This is a genomic window from Marinobacter alkalisoli (assembly GCF_045449855.1).
GTDB lineage: Bacteria > Pseudomonadota > Gammaproteobacteria > Pseudomonadales > Oleiphilaceae > Marinobacter.
Genome location: NZ_JBJJLC010000033.1, coordinates 1 through 20,108, shown reverse-complemented (window position 1 = coordinate 20,108; position 20,108 = coordinate 1). Strand labels below are relative to the sequence as shown.

Genomic DNA, 20,108 nt, shown 5'->3' with positions numbered 1-20,108 from the left:
CGTGCCCTTGCTGGTGGTCATCTTGGCGCTTTCGTTATCGGTTATATTGCTCTTCACTTCCTTGCTCCGCTTCCCCCGGCCCATCCTTGGGCGGTTCGTCTTTAGGAAGCAGTTCACTTTCTTCAGGGATTCGTCCAGGGAGAGGACCGTCTTTGCCCGGCGGATATCCCGGTCCAGTTCGGCCTCGGTGGCCGCCTCATCCCGTTCATGGTGTTCCTTCAGGTGAAGGCGGATCAGTCGTCGCAGCTTTTTCCGTTTCTCTTCCAGTTCCTTGAAGGTGCCGGACCATTCCTTGGCGGCGTTGGAGGGCATCTTGCAGCCATCGATGGCGAAGAGTTCGTTACCCAGTAACCCCTGTTCGTGGCACACCAACAACACCTGCTCGAACAGTTCTTCAATCTCATCCGAGTGGCGGCTGACGAACTTCGCCAGGGTGGTGAAGTGGGGAACGGTATCGCAGGACAACGCCTTGAAGGTGATGTTGGTCTCGCAGCACCACTGTATTTCCCGGCTGGAGGTGATGCCCCTGGAATAAGCAAACAGGATGATCTTCAGCAGGATGGCCGGATCGTAGGCCAGCCGGCCGGTGTCTTCGTTGCGGTACTTGGGATGGAACACCGACAGGTCCAGCTTGTGCTCGATGAGGTAGTGCACCGCATGTTCGAAGGTGCCGGGTTGAAGCTGGTCCTGGTAGTTGATCACGACCATGGCGTTCTGGTCGGGGTTGTAGGGCCTGAAACGGGGTTTGGCTTTGGGCATCTGACGACTCCTTGTCCGTTTGCCTGATCCTATCAAACCGCTGCGGGATTTTTGAGTTTTTCTACAGCCTCAACGCTTACAGCATGCGCGCCCATGGGATGGAGCCGTAGGCGCAATGTAATGGGCGTCGCCGTGCCTGCACTGGTTAAATTCTCTATGAACGAAGTACGAGATACTCATTAAGAATCTCAATTTCCCTTATTTTATATTCTAGCTACTTAAGAAGCCCATTAAGCTCAAACTCTTCGAGTTTTTTTAACAAAAACCTTGAGAAATCTGACTCATACTGACTATGAGCGCGACAATATTCCCTTATCGCCTCATATGCGTTTGTACCCCAATCAGAGAACATATTTAGGAGGGTCGATTTCTCAGTAAAGTCACTGTGTCCATTAAGTAATTTAATTAAAGTGTCGTCGATACAATCATCGTCACAATGGGGGCAAATAGACAAAAATATACTAACGTTTTCATAATCGTTCCTGTTGATAACGTCCTCTAGCGCATCACTAAAAAAACTATATTCCTTAAATCTCAGATAGAGAGATTGGTACCTATTAAGTCTTTCTTTAGCTATATTTACTGCCTTAATTAATTGATCAATATCAACACTCCTGACTTGGCCTATTTCAAAGTCAACATAAGAATCAATTAATTTATAACGCCCCTCAGAATGAGGAGTTAGCTTTTCCATCATATAGAAATGGATTCGTTCTTCACTACCCTCAAAGGGGAACACATCTCCTTCGAAAAGGACCCCCATCGCATTATGTTGAAACCCTGTCTTAATTTTCAAGCCTTGCTCATAATGTACAAATTCCACCCATTATCTCCTTAACTAAATACCGGCTGTCGATCCTTGGCTTGTGAAAAATCCGTTCAATTTATTTTTGGGGAAAGAAAAATTAGCCAATCAATCCAGATCCCTAAATGTAGTTACCGAAGCATGCCCACTACGCTGGGGTAGGTCGAAGATTTAATGCTTGCAGCAGGGGCGCGACGCCAGGAGCGTCCCTTGCCTGCATTTGTTAGGAGTTATTCTCATCGAGCCTTTTACGGATCGCATTGGCCTTGCGCTTTACGCCGATTTTCGGGTTTATTTCTAGAGCGGCATCGAATGCTGCAAGCGCTTCTTCGTCGTTGCCGAGCCGCTCATGCGCTAAACCCTTAACTTTCAGAGCCATAGCTTTCCAGTTAGCGTTTTCCTCAGCCCCGGCTGTGAGTGCTTTTGAGCTAGCCCTCAGAGCTTCCTCTACTAATTCTTGGCTGGAATTATCCGATTTGACGATTTCCTCGGAAGCAAATAAAGAAACTTCGTATCTATTGCTACGCAAGCGCGCTAAATCGAAATTTTGTGGCTCTAACAGAACACCATCTGAACTGTAGAAGAATGTTCCAACCCCTCTCAGAACTACGCCAAATCGAGAATTTTCTTCATCAAATTTATATGCCTCAGCCCAACCAGTAGGAGGATTTATAGAGAAGGCTTCATATCTACTCTTTACATTGAAGCCAACCAACAGATTACCATCACCTCCAGATGGGGCATTCGCTGTTTGGCAAACAGCGAATAGACCATTATTTGAAACTGCGCTGTTCAGAATATTTGCTGAAAGCTTCTTCTTAACGAGTTCATCGCCTGAACATGAAAAAACATAAAATGTGCCAGACAACTCACTACCAAAATGCCAATCCTCGATTGAAAAGCTGCCATTATTTGCTATGTCTGCAGAGTTTGGTCGCTCTAACCGGCCTTGGAGAACTAGCTTCTTTTCGGCGGTATTATAAAGGATATATTTTCCGTGACCGCTATCACGATGTCCCCCAATGCGCCCTCCTGGGTCACTATCACTCCAGCCTACAATCCACTCGCCTGAAGGAGACTCTTTGAACTGGCCAAAGAAATCTATGGACGAAATTCTGCTGAAGTTGCCCGAGAATGAAACGTCCATTCCTGACCTGTGGCTACGAGGACGACCCTTTTTCGCCTTTTTCTTTGAACCGAAAATCAGATCCAGTAATCCCACTCAAAACTCCTAACACCTAAGCATTTAATGGTCGTGCGCAGCATGACCTTTAAATGTCTGTTGGACTAAGCCGCCAACAACAGTCTGACAGCTTCGTTATTCCACTTTCGTTTGTAATCTAACCACCAAAATAGCCTAAAAATCAGGGCCCTGCAAAGCTGGCAGTCAGCATACCCGTAATATCACCACGCAATAACGACGCACGCTTCCTGATTACGGGGTTCCTGGATGCGTATAAGGCTGGAGCAGAAAGAAAAAACCCCGACAAATAGCCGGGGTCTGAAGGTAGGAACAGAGCAGGGAAATCGGTTACTTCTTCAACCTCATCTCCTCAATAGAAATCTCCCGCATCTTGAACTTCTGAATCTTCCCGGTGACCGTCATCGGGAATGCATCCACGAACTTGTAGTTCCTGGGGATCTTGAAGTGGGCGATCTTTCCTGCGCGGAATTTCCTCAGTTCGTCGCCGGTAACCGGTGCGACTGTCCGGAGAAGTCCCTGCAATAGGGCGATGGTGATCTGGCTTTGGTTCGTCTTGGCCAAGACTTGGCGTGAGGCAGATAATTCAGTAAATTGAGAGCAACTTTAGGCATGGAACTGCCGATCACCAGACATTTGTGAGAACACGGACGTGACTAAAATTGTTAGCCCGCATTCGCTTGCGCTCCATGAAGCGTTGATGATTGAAGGCCAATGGGATCAGTACCCTGAAAAAGAGTTGGCCAGTTTGCTTCCCAGCGGCGTCAGCCGCCACCAGGTTAAAGACCAGTTAGCGAGTGGCGAGCTGGTATTACTGTCAGATACTCCAAGCGCTCCCGTATTTAAATTGTCTGAGGGAAAGATCGTACCGGCAGACAGTAACCAGATCGCGATTTCCGGAAGTTCTGTAGATAACCTGGAAAGGCGGTTCAGTTCAGGATCGCTCTCGTCGCTGAGTCCTGGTCGTGCCGGTTCTGATAGTCTACCGCCTCCATCAGAGCCGGTTTATTCGCCGGAGCCACCGGTTACCGATAAGCCAGCGGAACCGCAGGTTCCGCCAGTTACAATATCGGAGAATTTTGCTCTTCCCCCATTAGGGCCGAAAGTGTTTGCGAAGTCATGCACAAGGCCCTACGGCGATTCCGACAGCAATGAGGGTGAAGAGAAGGCCAGCAACTTTGGCACCCTGGCCGTACTGGCGCCGGCCACCGTTGCCGGTAACACCGCAGAGGGTCTTCGGCCAATAAACCTTGTTGGCGGGTCTGCCTCAAGATTTTCAGTAAATTGGGGCGTTGCCGTAAGGCAAGGGGCCTCTGTTCTGGGAACTGCCGTCAGTGGTGTGATGCTCGCCCTATGGCCGGCCAAACTTGGTGACGGCACCCTCTATACCGAAGAAGAACTTGCTGAGATGGCGGAAGCAGCCATCAGAGTACGCTTTCAGCTTCATGTGGATTCCCAGGGCGACCTCAGAGTATCCGGCTATCACGTTAACGGAAACGCCCAATATGGAGATCGGGTCTCCGTTGTTCATGCTGAGCGTGTTGGCGAACGTTTCGAGGTGGCGGTTGACGAAGATCTCACGCTTGTCTGGTATCCGGACGAAAGCGGTAATCGGCCAGTAACCAGCACTGACTATCCCGCAGATTCCGGAGTTGATCCCTACAGTATCCTGGTCACGCCAATTCACGAGGATGGCCAGGAGTTAGCTTCTGCCGGATACCCACATCCTTCTGAAGAACAGATAGAACTTATCGTCAGTTTTCCCGCAGACAGCGGGATTGAGCCTCTGTATCTGGTTTTCCGTAAGACAGCGCGTGATGAGCGTGGTGTTGTGACTGGGCAGGGAGAGGATATTGTTGGTACTTGGCTTGAGAATGCCGCTACAGATCTCGGCGCTTCCATACCCTCTCAGATTGCAGACCGGCTACGGGGGCGGGAGTTTTCAAATTTTGATAGTTTTCGGGAGGCATTTTGGCTGGAAGTAGCGAATGATGAAGAACTACTGGCTCAGTTTGGGAGCCGGAATCAAAAAACTATAAAAGCTGGCAGAGCCCCGTTTACGCGTATTGACGACCAAGTGGGTAAAAGGAATCGGTTTGAGATTCATCATGTTGAGGAAATAAGAAATGGTGGATCTGTTTACGACGTCAACAACATGAGAGTTTTAACTCCATCAAGGCATATAGAAATTCACAGGAAGCCCTTATGAAACTGGAGAAGAATCGTTTAAATGACTACTCGGAGCAAGAGTTTCTGGAAATCCTAAAAGAATTCTGGGATGGCGATATCTCAGAAGCTGAGGAAGATGAGTTCGTGCAACGCTTCAACGAGCTCGTTGAACACCCTGACAAAAGTGACTTGATTTTCTACCCGTCAGGAAACCGCGATGACTCACCTGAGGGTGTGGTCGACGAACTAAAAAGGTGGTATCGAGAACAGGGCAAAGCCTGTTTCAGGACTTAGATCCAATATGAGTAGCGTACGAATCGGAGACATGACCCGAGAGGAATTCCTCAGCCTGCTGAAGAAAATTTTTGATGTGACAGATTGCGAGGAGGCTCACGATGAACTCATCGACCAATTCGAGGAATTGTCACAGCATCCGGATGGATCTGACCTGATTTTCTACCCTGAAGATCCTGATGCTTCAACGCCAGAGCGTATTGTAGAGATTGTTGAGGAATGGCGTGCCCGTAACGGATTGCCCGGTTTCAAAGATCAGGCTGCCCGGCTATGCCCGATACCTGAGTGATGGGTTAAATGCCATATTCACGTTCGACCTTGGCAATCCGAACACGAAAACTGGAATACCATTACTGATGGCCAAGCCGATGGGCTTCTTGGTGTTCAGCGTTCTTCTTCCAGTTGCGGATGACCTCAAGGCTTTCCCAGTAGGATACCGTAATCCCTAGATTCTCCCTGGCGGCTCCCATGCTTAGAAAGACTAGCTGCTCGGCTGCTAAATGCGCCATTCGCTCGGCCATTTCAGCGTAGCCGTGGTCGTCGTCTGTGCGATGGCTACTGGAAATGACGGCGTAACAGGGGGGGGGGCTTGGGGGTGTTGGTGATATCAGACATGGATTACTCTGGATAATGAAGGTCCATTGCAAGGATTGTCTAAAATAGAGGACAGAAAATATATCTGTCCCGATTTTCGTAGGCGTTTCTGTGTTGGTTTGATCAAGCTTCATTATTGCAGGTGAAAGTTCTTTGCGAACGCGGAAGCAGGGAATTGTGATACTATACCTCTGGCTTCCCAGTTAGGGCCTGCAAGATCATGACGCATTAGTTGTAGTGTTCAAGGTTAAACCTTACCACATACGCACAGGGAGAAACCTCACTGCTTGAGTATAGATCTTTGGCCGTCATTGCTAATAGGTCGCACGGTTCTCCGTCTTTATCATATCGGACCAAGTAAAAGTAATACTCATGGCGGTTCTCATTTGAATTAGAAACAGAGAGTTCGTTTTCGGACAGAAAAAACCTGAAACCTTCTCCTCTCCTGTCTTTGCCAAGTGATTTCACTTCCACATACCTCTCTCGACCAGGTGCGCTAAAAGAGAGGAAATCATAACCATATGATGGAATATCACGACGGTCTTCAATTTTTTCAGCAAGCTCTGGATACCCCAGGCCGATCAGTCGATTCTTCTCCCATTCAAAGGCGAAATCTTCACTTAACTTACCTATGGCATCTCGATTAGATAAAATATCCTCGAATTTAACCTTATGTCTTGCTATTTTGCGAGGCTTTTTTACTATATTTATAGGCGCCTCGTTAAAATCATCGCGGATATATTTGGAGTAAAGAAATGACATGAATTTCGGATTGCTCCAATCTTTGGTAATTTTGTTTTCCAATTTCTTTCCAGTCAATAAATGCTGGTACTCGCTCACATATTTATTTTCAGGAATACCAAGTTCTTGAGCAAGTTGTTCGATATGCCCTGAGCTGCAGATATTCAGGTAAAGGTCAGGGAAGTAAAGGCTCAGGATTTTGGCTTTGAACATTTGAGACAGGCGGTTGTTGTCGATTTCTCTGAAATTTTTCGACTGTCCTGCAGTAATAAGGTTTATTAGCTCATCTTTGACTGTATGAAATACCTCAGTTTTGTTTTCCCCAAATTTCGTAGCAAAACGGTATTGTTTTTTAGGGTCTGACCTGGTTTTTCCGAAATAGATTCCGAACTTTATTGAAGTTGCGCCTTGAATACTTGCCCAAGCCTTGGTTTTTGCTTCAACATGTGCGCAGAATGATGCCGTACCTTTGCCAATTACATACTCATCAAGAGACATATTCTTGATTCGGCTGAGTGGAAAAGAACGTAGGAATTGGCCTCGCGCACTTACCGCCTTATCTTCACGCCGCGTGTCGAATTTTTTCGAGAATGCGAGGAGCTCACTGTTTAGATCTTCATTGTGCTGCATTGAGTATGCCTTTTTTTTCTTATCCACTCTACATTGGCTGCTGGTGCTACCTACGAAAAATGAATTCTCGGTTATGCGATTTAGCGCTCACAATCTACGAGGCTAAGTTTGTAAAAAATCAAAGTTTAAGTTGCCCACGCTCATTCCGTTTCGCTATAGCTGTCTCTGAACAGGAACTTATTGCTTGGAATATATTCTTTCCGCTGCATTAAGTTGATAATTTTCACGCTCTCGCCGTGTTTGAGGTACTTATAGGTAAAGTATCTGCTCACCTTGTCTTCGTGTGTGGAGAGGATGATTTGCTTGTCACTGAAGTCGTTACGCAATACCTCGACCAGCGATGACATATTGATGTCGTCCATGGTCTGAACGGGATCGTCGATGAAGATGCTGGAGAACCTAGTGGAGTAGACCTTATGCAATGCCAAGGTTAGGGCGATGACGACGGCAGATATCTGCCCCGAACTCATAGTGTTGAGAATGTCGTGGTCACTCTCCCAGTTGGAAACCAGACGCACGTTCTTCAGCTCATCATCGCCTGTAGGGTCTTTGATGAATATCCCATAGCCAAGCCCAGTTTGGTGAGTTTGAAGGATTTTTCCTGAGTAGATGTAGAAAGGTATCTCGATTTCAGTTATTAGCTTTTTTCTGTACTGTTTTATCTTGGTCCGAACAATTGTAATGATTTCAGCTACATCATCCAAGGCGCGTTGCAATAGCACACTCCGCTGTTCAAGTTTGACCAACTCCTCGGATATATTTTTCAGAGAGCTGAAATAGAGATTCTTAATATAGCTTTCCTTATTATCGAGCAGGTTGGTACTGACCTGCGTTAGCTTGTCCGCTTCGTTGTTGAAGTAATCCCTATAAATTCTGTCGAATATGTTGGTGCCATTGGCTTCATAATATCCATCTGGGGCCTGGCCTATTACGGAGCGTATACGCTCACTTAGGCTGTCCGTCGCAGCGGTAATGTAGTTATTACCACTGTGGACGGGAAAGGTGGTTGCGAGTAGGTCATCATGCTCAATGCGTTCGGACCTTAGCCATTTCCGAAGCTTTTCGAAACGCTCTTTCGTGTTCAGCGCCTTAGAAAGAGCGAGCAGATCATCTTGGGACGGAGCCGGCATTTGCTCTAAATAGGTGGCACAGGCCTGGAGTAATGGAGAAAGGTGTGTCGTGTTGAAGGTATCTCTGGCCGCCACTAAAAGTTTATCCTGTCCCGAGAGTTCGGATCGGAGCAGATGACCATACTGAGCTATAGCATGAGACAAAGCATCGTGGGTCTGATAGTCGTGCCCGCAAAGCACGCATGCAGACTGATTTGAAACTTTTTTAAGCCCGGCGAACATGGCGTCGTGGTGCTTGATGAGTTCGGAGTATATAGAACTTAGACCACTTGCTTTTTTCTCCGCTTGCACAAGGGATTGTAGCGAAACTTCAAAATCGGTGCTGCTTCCAAGGCTCAGTGTCTGGAAAATTGTATTAAAATTCGTGACGGTGCGGATTTGTTTCACATCTCCACTTTTAAGCAAAGTGTAGGCGTTCTTGACTAGCCGGTGTTCTTGACTCTGCCGGACAAGCAAATCATAGTTTTTGATGGAGTTGAAGTAGCCAATATAAAGCTCAAGAACTTCTCGCTGTTGAATGGCGTTCTCAAAGCGACGATTCCTTAAGAAAAAGCTCTGATTTACAAGAAGGTTCCTGATGTTGGTAATTTCTGTAAGGGAGCTGTTGAGCTTTTCTTGGTCTAGCTTTTCGATTGACTTCCCATCCCAGAACGGCGTCGTATTGGAATCGACCAACCATGGGAGAACGTAAAAATGTGGCTCCGTTGTGCCGGTCGCGATGCTAGCGCTAGCGTTGTCATCGATTTTGTATAGATCCCTAATTTCTTTGATCCGATTGCTAACTGCTTTTTTCGATACTCCCATCTTTTTGAAAGTGGCGACGAGTTTGCTGAGTTTCTTATCAGCTTCGCGAGTATTGCCAAATAATTGTGCGAGCTCATCAGCTCTTTGCGCCTCGTTTTTCGTTTTCAGAAATCGGGACGTTTCTTCTTGCTGGACGTAATGGAATAGCAGGAAGTCTCTTGAGAAGTCCTTGCTGTCGAAGTATTGATCTAGTGCATCCTGACCTACAGGAATGGGTTCTTCATTCACAATCTCATTGAGCTCCCAGAGCTCGGCGAACTTGCTGATTTTTTTGAAGCTATTAGGGATCGAGTGCTTTAGCTTTCGTTGGAATGTCTTTACTTTCGAATGTTTGTCCTTGAATTCTAGGATAACTTCAACATTTTCCGCGCCCTCGTGTGCAACGACGATGTCAGACGGGTTTTGGCGACTTTCTAAGGAAATAAAGCGAGAGATGTTGCCTGTCAGGCCCAATTCAATGGCGTCAAAAATGGATGTTTTTCCATATCCATTCGGCCCGTCAAGCAAAATGAGGTCATTATCCTCAAAACTGATAGTGTATGGTTCACCACCAAATATCTTGAAATTTTTAAGCGTGATTTTATTTAGATTGATCATCCCAAGTCGCTCCAAATCCGCTCAATTTGCTGATGGATGTTCTCGTCAGTCAACTCTAATTCGGAATCCAGCAACTGGCTGAAGATCGAATTTTGGTCTTGGGATAGGGACTTTCTGATCTCAAGGCTCAAATTGGAAAGTTTTTGCTCTTGTGGGTGATAGGTGATAAAAGGAAGCTTGAGTGTAGTCCTTAATACCAGCGAATAGAGGCCTTTGCTGGATTTATGACTGTCTTTGAATTCTAAGAAGCCTCTCCCTCCCTCGGAATTTATTATGTTATTTATTGCGGCATTGGTTATGCTTTCAATCTTGTTCTCGGCTAGGTAAGCTAGCAGGGCTTCGAGCTCCGGTTGGGTGTAGGTAATAACATTCTTCTTGAAGTTGTATGGGTCTTCCTCGAGGGCAAGTATTGTTTGCCTATTGATCTTGTCTTCCTCATGACATATGAACATGGTGCAGTTCTTCTCGAAGGGACGGCTCACTTGTCCTGAGTTACTAATTTCCTCGAACAATATCTGCGCTTTTTCCAAGAGTATGGTTTTTGCCGCCTCGTCGGACTGTGCGTGCAGTTGTAGAGTGACAAAGTACTCCTCCCTGTTGATTGCCTCGGATGGACAGTAAAGATAGATGTCGTAGTCATTATAAGGAGGCTCGATATCGACCTGTTTATAACCACTGCTGGAAAGGATGTTGTTGATGATTTCGATCATTGGGATAATGCATCCTTGGCAGTTGATATGGGAACAAGAGTTATACGCTTTAAAACCTCCTCTCTTTTAGAGCGAGGATCTGCGTCTACTGCCGCTGGCGCTTCAGTATGTGTTATCGCAGTCGGTGAGAACGAGTGGGGTTCCGAACCGCTATAAATAAGGTTTTCGACCTCAAACAGAACTTCACTCATATTCAGATTTTCTTTGATTTGCTTTTCAATCTGAGTAGGTCGGGCGACATGAGTAATGGTTGTGGGTAGGTAGTACTGATAAGGCAGTGTAGTTGTACGGTATATCAATTGATTGTTTGATGCGTTGTGCGACGCTCGCTCAAAGTTTATCGTGTGGAGGATTTTTAACAGTACGTGTCGAATGCCTTCCATGTTCGTTCCAAAAGCATTTTCCGTATTGCAGTCATGTTGAAGGTATGTCTGAGGAGAGAAGCTACGGTAATGTGCCCAGAGGTCTTGTGGACTTAGGCTTAGGAGGCGTTTTTTTGCTTCCTTTAAATTACAGTATGCGTCCTCCTCTGGCTCCTCGTAGTCTTCAGGATCGCGTATATACTGATCTATCAGTTGAGCGAATTGCGCCTTGAACTTACAGGCTAGGTATTCTCGTCCGATGTCTTCGTGGTCAACCTCGAGAGCATCAACAATTTCACTGAAGGATAATGGTATGCTATCCCCTTCCTTATTCTTGTGACGGTAGATAACGTGCTGATCTATAATTCCTAAGAAAACCTGAAAGGTTTTTTCGAGGTTCCCGTCGGTAATTACGATTCCTCGCTTTTGCAACGCAGTTGATATTTCTGCTTTGATTTTGTCGTTGATAGCATCTAGATCACAGAATCTATTGTTGTCCTCGTACTGATGGGAGTCTAGTCGACTAAGAGTATTGTTCTGGCCTGTCCGAATAGACTCTAAGAGGTCATACAGGAGGTCTGCGGTGTACCCTGGAAATGCGGCTCTCAATATGGCCGCCTGTTTGGGAATTTTTTCTGCTGTAGATGCAGCTTTTTCAAGGATCGTACTTCCGTCTTTGGGAGTTTTTTCCCTATATTCGCTTAGTACATGATCTAAGTCATGCTGTATGGAGCTTCTGAGGTCAACAAATCCCGGCTTAGGATTGATCTGCATCCACGTATGTATTCGTCCAAATGCATTCGGGTGATTGTAAAGCGCCAGCGTAATTCCGAGCAGGGCATTTGAGTACTTGCTGTATGTACTAGTGTTATATGCTTTTACTTGATGGTACGAGAGTGCAATCCCGTCGCACAGAATCTCGAAGTCTTCGGTGGCCTCAAGCATCAAGCTGTAATTCGACAGATCTTTACCATTTGGCTCTCCGTTTATCAGCCGTAGAGCATAGTAGAGCGCAACTTTGCCCTGATAATTGAATCCGCTCCACGACGGAGATGCATCAAAAGCCATTGGAAAATTCCCGCGTCAAGAACAGTACTATTAATCCGTTAGTTTTCAAAAAATACGTCCCAGATTCGCAAACATAAAGTGGTTGAGAGGAGACCAAACACTTCCGTCTACCCGATTAGCTCCCCCTTTGTACCGGTTCAGTATAAGGCTATAGACCATGACGATAAGCGCTGAAATAAGTTTAATAGTCGTCTCGTTGCCAATTTCCAAAGGTCACTTCCATCGAGCACTAATTTCTACCAATAGTCGGGTAGCCTTCACGCTAATCACACAACATTGACTATGACATTAGTTCTTTTTCTGCAAGTTAACGACAAAAATAGTCTAAAAATCAGGGCCATGCAAAGCTGGTACCTAGGATTTCCGTAATATCATCGCGCAACAACGAAGCACGCTTAATGATTGCGGGGCTCCTGGATGCGTATAAGGCTGGACCAGAAAGAAAAAACCCCGACAAATAGCCGGGGTCTGTAGGTGGGAACGGAGCAGGGGAGTCGATTACTTCTTCAACCCCATCTCCTCAATAGAAATCTCCCGCATCTTGAACTTCTGGATCTTACCGGTCACCGTCATCGGGAATTCATCCACGAACTTGTAGTTCCTGGGGATCTTGAAGTGGGCGATCTTGCCCTTGCAGAATTCCCGCAGTTCGTCGCCAGTCACCGGGTGTGCATCCGGGTTCAGTTTTACCCAGGCGATGAGTTCTTCGCCGTATTTGTCATCTGGGATGCCGGTGACCTGCACTTCCTCGATGGCGGGGTGGGAGTAAAGGAATTCTTCAATCTCTTTCGGGTAGATGTTCTCCCCGCCGCGGATGACCATGTCCTTGATGCGGCCGACGATCTGGATGTAGCCGTCTTCATCCATGGTGGCCAGGTCGCCGGTGTGCATCCAACCGGCGTCGTCGATGGATTCGCGAGTTTTTTCTTCGTTGTTCCAGTATTTCAGCATCACACTGTAACCACGGGTGCACAGTTCGCCGATTTCGCCACGGGGGAGCACGTTGCCGGTACCCGGGTCGACGATCTTGGTTTCCAGGTGCGGCTGGGTGCGGCCCACGGTGGTGACCTGTTTCTCGAACGGGTCGAGGGCGCTGGTCTGGGTGGATACCGGGCTGGTTTCGGTCATGCCGTAGGCAATCTGCACTTCCTTCATGTGCATCTTGCCGTTGACCTTTTTCATCACTTCCGCCGGGCAGATGGAGCCGGCCATGATGCCGGTACGCAGGGTGGAGAGGTCGTAGGTTTCAAACTCCGGCTCGGCCAGTTCGGCAATGAACATGGTGGGCACGCCGTACAGGGCGGTGGCTTTTTCCTGGTGTACGGCCTGCAGCACGGATTTGGGCTCGAAGCCTTCACCCGGGTAGATCATGGTGGAGCCGTGGGTAATGCAGCCCAGGTTGCCCATCACCATGCCGAAGCAGTGGTACAGGGGCACGGGAATGACCAGGCGGTCTTTCTCGGTGAAGCGCTGGCTCTCCGCCACAAAGTATCCGTTGTTGAGGATGTTGTGGTGGGTGAGGGTGGCGCCCTTGGGGTTACCGGTGGTGCCGGAGGTGAACTGGATGTTGATGGGATCATCGAACTGGAGCTGGGCCTGTACCTTGTCCAGCTCTTCCTGGCTGACGTCGTCGGCAAAGCCCACGAACTCGTCCCAGGTCCACATGCCGTCGTGTTTGTCTTTGTCCAGGTTGACCACGGCGCGCAACTCGGGCACCTGCTGGGCCTTGAGTTGGCCCGGGGTGCTGGCCTTCAGTTCCGGCGCCAGGTCGTAGACCATTTTGCGGTAGTCGGACGCCTTGAAGCTGTCCGCCGTCACCAGCACGGAGATGCCGGCCAGGTTCAGGGCGTAGTCCAGTTCGTGCACACCGTAGGCCGGGTTGATGTTGACCAGGATGGCGCCGACTTTGGCGGTGGCGAACTGGGTCACGGTCCACTCGTAACGGTTGGGGGACCAGATGCCGACGCGGTCGCCACGCTTGACGCCGATGGCCATGAAGGCGCGGGCGGCTTCGTTGACCTTTTCAACAAACTCTTTGTAGGTCCAACGGATGTCCTGGTGCAGGGCGATCAGGGCTTCGGTATCGGGGTACTTGTCGGCGGTGCGGTCGAGCATTTCGCCGATGGTCATGCCCAGTAGCGGCGTCTCTGAGGTGCCGCTGGTATAACTTGGGAGAGTGTTGCTCATATCTCTGCCTCCATTGTTGTTGTAGTCGAGGGCGAGCAGTGTCTATCTGCTAGCGACTCTGGCTGTGATACTCGGGATTGGGTTGCATATCGCTGGCGATGGCCACGCGATTGGACATGTTGTAGAAGCCGATCAGGTTGCTCAGATCCCAGATGGCGCTATCGCTGAGGCCGGCATCCCGCAGGGCCTGGATGTGTTCTTCGGTGACGGTGGCCGGTGAACAGGTGAGGTGGGATGCAAAATCCAGCATGGCCCGCTGGCGCTTGTCGAGCTTGGCGCTGCGGTAGTTCATCACCATGTGTTCACCCAGCTGGGGATCGCCGCTCAGTACCCGCACGGCGGCGCCGTGGGCCACCAGGCAGTAGTAACACTTGTTCTCGGAGGAGACCACCACGGCCACCATTTCCCGCTCCAGCTTGCTCAGCTCGCCTTCGCCCAGCATCAGTTCGTTGTACAGGCGGGTGAAGCCTTCGAGCTGTTTCAGGTTCTGGCTGTAGGCGGTCAGCACATTCGGGATCATGCCGAGTTTTTCCTGGCAGATCTGGAAGTACTTCTGGGTGTCTTCCGGCATGTCGCGGATCTCTGGGATCGGCAGGTCCAGGGCGACCACGTTCTTGTTCTGGTTCATGTGCAATTCCCTCCAAGGGCCTGACCGACTTTGGAGCCGTTATGGCGCTTAATCTGGCGGCATACCCAGTCGCCGGTGGCAACCAGTTTGTCCAGGTCTACGCCGGTTTCGATGCCAAGACCGTTCAGAAGGTATAGCACGTCCTCGGTGGCAACGTTGCCGGAGGCGCCTTTGGCGTAGGGGCAACCGCCGAGGCCGGCGACAGAGGCGTCGATGACGGCCACGCCTTCTTCCAGAACGGCGTAAAGATTCGCCAGAGCCTGGCCGTAGGTGTCGTGGAAGTGGGCGGCCAGCTTTTCAATCGGCACCTGGGCGGCGACGGCTTCGAGCATGCGTTTGGCTTTCTGGGGCGTGCCCACGCCGATGGTGTCGCCCAGGGAGATTTCGTAGCAGCCCATGTCCGCCAGGGCTTTGGCGACTTTGGCCACCTGTTCGGGGGCGATGTCGCCCTCGTAGGGGCAGCCGAGCACGGTGGATACATAGCCCCGTACCGGGATGCCAGCTTTATTGGCGGCTTCCATCACAGGCAGGAAGCGGTCGAGGCTTTCGGCGATGGAGCAGTTGATGTTTTTCTGGCTGAAGGACTCGGACGCGGCGCCGAACACCGCCACTTCGTCCACCCCGGCCGCCAGGGCATTCTCGAAGCCCTTGAGGTTGGGGGTGAGCACCGAGTAGCGAACGCCCGGCTTGCGGTTGATGCCGGCCATGACTTCGGCAGCATCGCCCATTTGCGGCACCCATTTCGGGGACACAAAGCTGGCGGATTCGATATGGTTCAGGCCGCAGTCGGCCAGCCGGTCGATCAGCCCGGTCTTGATGCGGGTTTTGATCACCGGGCCGGGTTCATTCTGCAGGCCGTCCCGGGGGCTCATTTCCACCAGCCGTACCTGTTTCGGAAAGGCCATGTTACGCCACCTCCTCGTCACTGGTTTCGATGGCGATCAGGTCCGCACCTTCGGACACCTGATCCCCTTCAGCGAAGAAAATGTCGGTCACGACGCCATCGGTGGGAGCCTTGATGGCGTGTTCCATTTTCATGGCTTCCATGATCACCAGGGTCTGGCCGGCGGTGACCTTGTCACCTACCTTGGCCTGGATGGCGACGACGGCGCCGTTCATTGGTGCTGACAGACTGCCTTCACCGGCCATTTCCTCGAGGCCGTAGGTCTCCCGGTAAAGGGTGCACTGGAAGGTGTCGCCTTCGTAGAACAACACCAGTTTGTCGTTGTGCAGGTTGCCATGAATGCTGATGCGATGGCCGTTGATCACCGCCTGCAGGTAGTCGTCGTCCAGACGGGCGGTAAGGTTGTAAACGCTGCCGCCGACGTGGACCTGGTAGCGGTCGTCCCGTTCCAGCACCTTGAGTTCGTGGATGTCTTCGCCCACCTGCAGTTTCAGCGGCTGGGCGTATTCGGAGTTCATGCGCCAGCTGTTCTGGCGGCCAAACGGCGACCAGGGATCGGTGCTGACCACTTCCCGGGACTTGCGCTGTTCCAGCACGAAGCCGGCGGCCAGTACCAGGGCCTTGTGGGTATCCAGTTTGGATTTCGGGAACAGTAGATCCCGGTGGTCGTCGATAAACCCGGTGGTCAGGTCCGCTTCCCGGAACGGCTGGGCATCGGCCAGGGCATGCAGGAAGCGGATGTTGGTCTTCACGCCGGCAATGCGGTAGTGCTCCAGGGCCTGCACCATGCGGTTGATGGCCTGATCCCGGGTTTCATCCCAGACGATCAGCTTGGCGATCATCGGATCGTAGTGGATGCTGATCTCGTCGCCTTCAGTCACGCCGGTGTCCACACGCACATGGACGCTTTCATCCGGAGTACTCAGGTAGCGCAGGGTGCCGGTGGCGGGCAGGAAGTCCTGGTCCGGGTCTTCGGCGTAGATGCGCGCTTCCAGGGCGTGGCCCCGGGTTTTTACCTGGGATTGTTCCAGCGGCAGGGGCTCGCCCCAGGCGACCTTCAGCTGCCATTCCACCAGGTCCTGGCCGGTGACCATTTCGGTGACCGGGTGCTCCACCTGCAGGCGGGTGTTCATTTCCATGAAGAAGAAGGAGCCGTCCACGTCGTAGAGGAATTCCACGGTGCCGGCGCCGACGTAATTGATGGCCTGGGCGGCTTTGACGGCGGCTTCACCCATGGCCTTGCGGGTCTCTTCCGACAGGCCCGGGGCTGGCGCTTCTTCCAGCACTTTCTGATGGCGGCGCTGCACGGAGCAGTCCCGCTCGGCCAGGTACACGCCGTGGCCGTCCTGGTCACAGAACACCTGGATTTCCACGTGCCGTGGCTGGGTCAGGTAGCGCTCGATCAGCATGTCCGGATTGCCGAAGGCGTTCTTGGATTCCCGTTTGGCTGCAGCCAGGGCATCGTCAAACTCTTCCAGGCGCTCGACCACGCGCATGCCCTTGCCGCCACCACCGGCAACGGCTTTAAGTAGCAGAGGGAAGCCGCATTTTTCGGCTTCGGCGCGCAGGGTTTCCGGTGACTGGTCGTCGCCGTGGTAACCCGGAACTAGCGGTACCCCGGCTTTTTCCATAATCGCCTTGGCGGCGGACTTGGAGCCCATGGCGGCAATGGCCGAGGAGGGCGGGCCGATGAACACGATGTCGTTGGCTTCGCAGGCCTCGGCAAACTGGGTGTTTTCCGACAGGAAGCCGTAGCCCGGGTGAATGGCCTGGGCACCGCTTTCCTTGGCGATTTCGATGATCTTGTCGGCCCGCAGGTAGCTTTCGGAGCTGGGGGCAGGGCCAATGTTGAAGGCTTCGTCGGCCATGGCCACGTGCCGCGCGTCGGCATCGGCGTCGGAATACACGGCGACAACACGAATGCCCATGCGGTGGGCGGTCTGGATGATCCGGCAGGCGATTTCGCCCCGGTTGGCTATGAGTATCTTGCTGAACATTGTTGTTAGTCCTCCGGAGCCCAGTTGGCCTTGCGTTTGTTCAGGAAGGCGCTGAGTCCTTCCTGGCCTTCGGCACCCACCCGGATATCCGCGATGCGTTGTGCGGTGTCTTCAATGACGTCGTTGCCGATCTGCTTGTGGCTGACGGCGAACACCAGATCCTTGGCCGCCTGCATGGCTTCCGGGCCGTTGAGGGCGAGCTGCAGCAGCAGTTCGTCGCAGCGGCGCTCCATGGCGGCTACGTCGTCACACACTTCGTGCACCAGGCCGAAGTGTTCGGCTTGTTGGGCAGTGAATATCTCAGCGGAGATGAAATAGCGCCTGGCCTGGCGTTCGCCTATGGCCCGTACCACGTAGGGGCTGATCACCGCGGGAATCAGGCCGAGTTTTACTTCGCTCAGGCAGAAACTGGCTTTCTCCGTGGCGAGAACGATATCGCAGCAGGCGGCCAGGCCGACGGCGCCGCCGAAAGCCGCACCCTGCACCAGGCCAATCACCGGCTTGCCGAGGTGGTTCAGGGTGTCCATCAGCCGCGCGAGCTCTCGTGAGTCGTCCAGGTTTTCCTGGCGGGTGTTGTCCGCCATGCGACGCATCCAGCCCAGGTCCGCGCCGGCGGAGAAGTGCTTGCCTTCGGAGCGCAGGATGACGATGTTGGTGTTGTCGTCGGCATTCACTTTTTCCAGCGCGTTGATCAGTTGCTGGATGATGACGTCGTCGAACGCGTTACGTTTGTCCGGGCGGTTGAGCACCACTTCGGTGACACCCTTGGCGCGTTGGTTGAGCATTACTGCTGATTCCTGATCGGTCATGGCGCTGTCCTCCGTTACATGCGGAACACGCCGAAGCGTGTTGGCTTGGCCGGGCGGTTCAGGGTGGCGGACAGGCTCAGGGCCACGACCTCGCGGGTCTGGGCGGGGTCGATGACACCGTCGTCCCACAGCCGTGCGCTGGCATAGTAGGGGTGGCCCTGTTCCTCGTACTTGTCGATGACCGGCTGCTTGAACTCGGCCTCTTCCTCGGCGCTCCATTCCTGGCCTTTGCGTTCCATGCCTTCGCGACGGACTTGGGCCAGTACGCCGGCGGCCTGTTCGCCGCCCATCACGGAGATGCGGGCGTTGGGCCACATCCACAGGAAGTCCGGGCTGTAGGCGCGGCCGCACATGCCGTAGTTGCCGGCGCCGAAGCTGCCGCCGATCAGTACGGTGATCTTGGGCACGTTGGCGCAGGCCACGGCCATGACCATTTTGGCGCCGTGCTTGGCGATGCCTTCGGCTTCGTATTTCTGGCCGACCATGAATCCGGTGATGTTCTGCAGGAACAGCAGCGGGATGTTGCGCTGGCAGCACAGTTCGATGAAATGGGCGCCTTTCTGGGCCGCTTCGCTGAACAGGATGCCGTTGTTGGCGATGATGCCTACCGGGTAGCCGTGGATGTGAGCGAAGCCGGTGACGAGGGTCTGGCCGTAGTAGCGTTTGAATTCGTCAAACTCGGAGCCGTCGACGATGCGGGCGATGACGTCCCGTACATCGAACTGTTTGCGCAGGTCGGTGCCGACGATGCCGTAGATTTCTTCGGGGTCGTAAACCGGTGCCTTGGGCTTGCGGATTTCCACGTCCGCCGGTTTGCGGCGGTTGAGGTTGGAGACGCAGCGGCGGGCGATTTCCAGGGCGTGGGCGTCGTTTTCGGCGTAGTGGTCGGCCACGCCGGAGATTTTGCAGTGTACGTCGGCACCGCCCAGGTCTTCGGCGCTGACGACTTCACCGGTGGCGGCTTTTACCAGCGGCGGGCCGGCCAGGAAGATGGTGCCCTGGTTGCGGACGATGATGGATTCGTCCGCCATGGCGGGTACGTAGGCGCCGCCGGCGGTACACAGGCCCATGACCACGGCGATCTGCGGGATGTCGTCGGCAGACATGCGGGCCTGGTTGTAGAAGATGCGGCCGAAGTGGTCGCGGTCCGGGAAGACTTCGTCCTGTCTGGGCAGGTTGGCGCCGCCGGAGTCTACGAGGTAGATGCAGGGCAGGCGGTTCTGCAGGGCGATTTCCTGGGCGCGCAGGTGTTTTTTAACTGACAGCGGGTAGTAGCTGCCGCCCTTTACCGTGGCGTCGTTGGCGATGATCATGCATTCGGTGCCGGAGACGCGGCCGATGCCGGCAATGACGCCAGCGGCGGGGACTTCTTCGCCGTAGACGTTGTAGGCGGCGAACTGGCCGATTTCCAGGAAGGGGGAGCCGTCATCAAGTAGTTGGTTGATGCGCTCACGGGGCAGCAGTTTGCCACGTGCCAGGTGGCGTTCCTGGTAGGTGGGGCCACCGCCTTGCTGGATGGTGGATACTTTATCCCGCAGGTCGGCCACGGCCTGGGCCATGGATTCCTGGTTAGCCTGGAATTCATCGGACCTTGGATTGATTTTGCTTTGGAGCATGGTCATGGCTTTTTGATCCCTCAAGATTTGGGGGCGCGGGGCTGGTGGGCTGTCCTTCCGGAAACCGCTACGAGCACATCCATGTGCGCTTCTCTCAGGCCAT

At 52.2% G+C, this 20,108-nt stretch carries 16 protein-coding genes and 1 pseudogene; 3 read left to right on the top strand and 14 right to left on the bottom strand.

The features are described 5' to 3' along the window. The 4 genes and pseudogenes from ACJO5Y_RS14100 to ACJO5Y_RS14085 form a co-directional block, all read right to left on the bottom strand. The coding region (locus tag ACJO5Y_RS14100; protein ID WP_406988057.1) for a transposase at positions 1 to 759 on the bottom strand (759 nt) is incomplete at its 3' end. Positions 760 to 973: 214 nt separating this feature from the next. Then, on the bottom strand, positions 974 to 1,582 hold the full coding sequence (locus tag ACJO5Y_RS14095) for a hypothetical protein (protein ID WP_406988055.1): 609 nt from the start codon (positions 1,580 to 1,582) through the stop codon (positions 974 to 976). A 205-nt stretch (positions 1,583 to 1,787) separates the two neighbouring features. Continuing rightward, positions 1,788 to 2,786: a tetratricopeptide repeat protein gene (locus ACJO5Y_RS14090; RefSeq protein ID WP_406988053.1), complete on the bottom strand. Its 999-nt coding sequence runs from the start codon at positions 2,784 to 2,786 to the stop codon at positions 1,788 to 1,790. Between the two features lie 309 nt (positions 2,787 to 3,095). Then, a pseudogene (locus ACJO5Y_RS14085) lies at positions 3,096 to 3,227 on the bottom strand (hypothetical protein); the annotation flags it as partial. A gap of 190 nt (positions 3,228 to 3,417) precedes the next feature. Here ACJO5Y_RS14085 and ACJO5Y_RS14080 point away from each other — a divergent pair. From ACJO5Y_RS14080 to ACJO5Y_RS14070, 3 genes are read left to right on the top strand one after another with little or no spacing between them, the layout of a single operon-like run. Beyond that, positions 3,418 to 4,974 carry an S-type pyocin domain-containing protein gene (locus ACJO5Y_RS14080; protein ID WP_406988051.1) on the top strand — a complete coding sequence of 519 codons (1,557 nt, stop codon included), beginning with the start codon at positions 3,418 to 3,420 and terminating at the stop codon, positions 4,972 to 4,974. Continuing rightward, positions 4,971 to 5,228 carry a bacteriocin immunity protein gene (locus ACJO5Y_RS14075; protein ID WP_406988050.1) on the top strand — a complete coding sequence of 86 codons (258 nt, stop codon included), beginning with the start codon at positions 4,971 to 4,973 and terminating at the stop codon, positions 5,226 to 5,228. Before ACJO5Y_RS14080 ends, ACJO5Y_RS14075 begins: the two co-directional genes overlap by 4 nt. A gap of 7 nt (positions 5,229 to 5,235) precedes the next feature. After that, on the top strand, positions 5,236 to 5,517 hold the full coding sequence (locus ACJO5Y_RS14070) for a bacteriocin immunity protein (protein ID WP_406988048.1): 282 nt from the start codon (positions 5,236 to 5,238) through the stop codon (positions 5,515 to 5,517). A 533-nt stretch (positions 5,518 to 6,050) separates the two neighbouring features. On the opposite strand, the gene ACJO5Y_RS14065 is transcribed toward ACJO5Y_RS14070, so the two are convergent. The 10 genes from ACJO5Y_RS14065 to ACJO5Y_RS14020 form a co-directional block, all read right to left on the bottom strand. Beyond that, a complete protein-coding gene (locus tag ACJO5Y_RS14065) occupies positions 6,051 to 7,220 on the bottom strand; it encodes a protein NO VEIN domain-containing protein (protein WP_406988046.1) in 1,170 nt (389 codons plus the stop codon). A gap of 113 nt (positions 7,221 to 7,333) precedes the next feature. Then, on the bottom strand, positions 7,334 to 9,724 hold the full coding sequence (locus ACJO5Y_RS14060; RefSeq protein WP_406988045.1) for an AAA family ATPase: 2,391 nt from the start codon (positions 9,722 to 9,724) through the stop codon (positions 7,334 to 7,336). Beyond that, the gene (locus ACJO5Y_RS14055; RefSeq protein ID WP_406988043.1) at positions 9,721 to 10,434 is read right to left on the bottom strand and encodes an ABC-three component system middle component 1; all 714 of its coding nucleotides are present in this window, start codon (positions 10,432 to 10,434) and stop codon (positions 9,721 to 9,723) included. Before ACJO5Y_RS14055 ends, ACJO5Y_RS14060 begins: the two co-directional genes overlap by 4 nt. Further along, the gene (locus ACJO5Y_RS14050; protein WP_406988041.1) at positions 10,431 to 11,864 is read right to left on the bottom strand and encodes an ABC-three component system protein; all 1,434 of its coding nucleotides are present in this window, start codon (positions 11,862 to 11,864) and stop codon (positions 10,431 to 10,433) included. The genes ACJO5Y_RS14055 and ACJO5Y_RS14050 overlap by 4 nt, the downstream gene beginning before the upstream one ends. 498 nt (positions 11,865 to 12,362) lie before the next feature. Next, on the bottom strand, positions 12,363 to 14,051 hold the full coding sequence (locus tag ACJO5Y_RS14045; protein WP_406988039.1) for an AMP-binding protein: 1,689 nt from the start codon (positions 14,049 to 14,051) through the stop codon (positions 12,363 to 12,365). Between the two features lie 49 nt (positions 14,052 to 14,100). Further along, positions 14,101 to 14,679: a peroxidase-related enzyme gene (locus tag ACJO5Y_RS14040; RefSeq protein WP_406988038.1), complete on the bottom strand. Its 579-nt coding sequence runs from the start codon at positions 14,677 to 14,679 to the stop codon at positions 14,101 to 14,103. Next, a complete protein-coding gene (locus ACJO5Y_RS14035; RefSeq protein ID WP_406988037.1) occupies positions 14,676 to 15,584 on the bottom strand; it encodes a hydroxymethylglutaryl-CoA lyase in 909 nt (302 codons plus the stop codon). Before ACJO5Y_RS14035 ends, ACJO5Y_RS14040 begins: the two co-directional genes overlap by 4 nt. A gap of 1 nt (position 15,585) precedes the next feature. Next, complete coding sequence (locus tag ACJO5Y_RS14030) at positions 15,586 to 17,580, bottom strand: acetyl/propionyl/methylcrotonyl-CoA carboxylase subunit alpha (protein WP_406988035.1); 1,995 nt, start codon at positions 17,578 to 17,580, stop codon at positions 15,586 to 15,588. Positions 17,581 to 17,585: 5 nt separating this feature from the next. Further along, entirely contained in the window at positions 17,586 to 18,389 is an 804-nt protein-coding gene (locus tag ACJO5Y_RS14025; RefSeq protein WP_406988034.1) for an enoyl-CoA hydratase-related protein, read from the bottom strand. 14 nt (positions 18,390 to 18,403) lie between these two features. Further along, a complete protein-coding gene (locus ACJO5Y_RS14020) occupies positions 18,404 to 20,011 on the bottom strand; it encodes a carboxyl transferase domain-containing protein (RefSeq protein WP_406988032.1) in 1,608 nt (535 codons plus the stop codon). Between the last annotated feature and the right edge of the window lie 97 nt (positions 20,012 to 20,108).